The 228-nt window shown below is 69.3% G+C and carries 1 pseudogene; it reads left to right on the top strand.

Annotated features, from left to right (window positions below):
• Nucleotides 1-13: 13 nt before the first annotated feature.
• A pseudogene (locus SB816_RS35555) lies at nt 14-228 on the top strand (coniferyl aldehyde dehydrogenase); the annotation flags it as partial.

Below are 228 nucleotides of genomic sequence, written 5' to 3'. Positions count from 1 at the left end.
GGCCCCGCAAGCGCTGCCGTCGCTCGATGCGCTCACGTCGCTGCTGCGCGATCAGCGCGCGGCTTACCTGCGCGCCCCGTACCCCGAATGGGATACGCGCGCGCAGCACCTGCGCGCGCTGCGCACGATGCTGATCGAGCACGCCGATGCGCTCGCCGATGCGATCAGCGCCGACTTCGGGCATCGCGCGAAACAGGAGGTGCTGCTGTCGGAAATCTGGATGGCGAA

Origin of the sequence: Achromobacter sp. SIMBA_011 (genome assembly GCF_046535435.1) — a bacterium.
GTDB classification, from domain to species: domain Bacteria; phylum Pseudomonadota; class Gammaproteobacteria; order Burkholderiales; family Burkholderiaceae_B; genus Achromobacter; species Achromobacter dolens.
The sequence above is the reverse complement of the archived record's forward strand: the minus strand, read 5'-3'. Positions and strand labels throughout refer to the sequence as shown.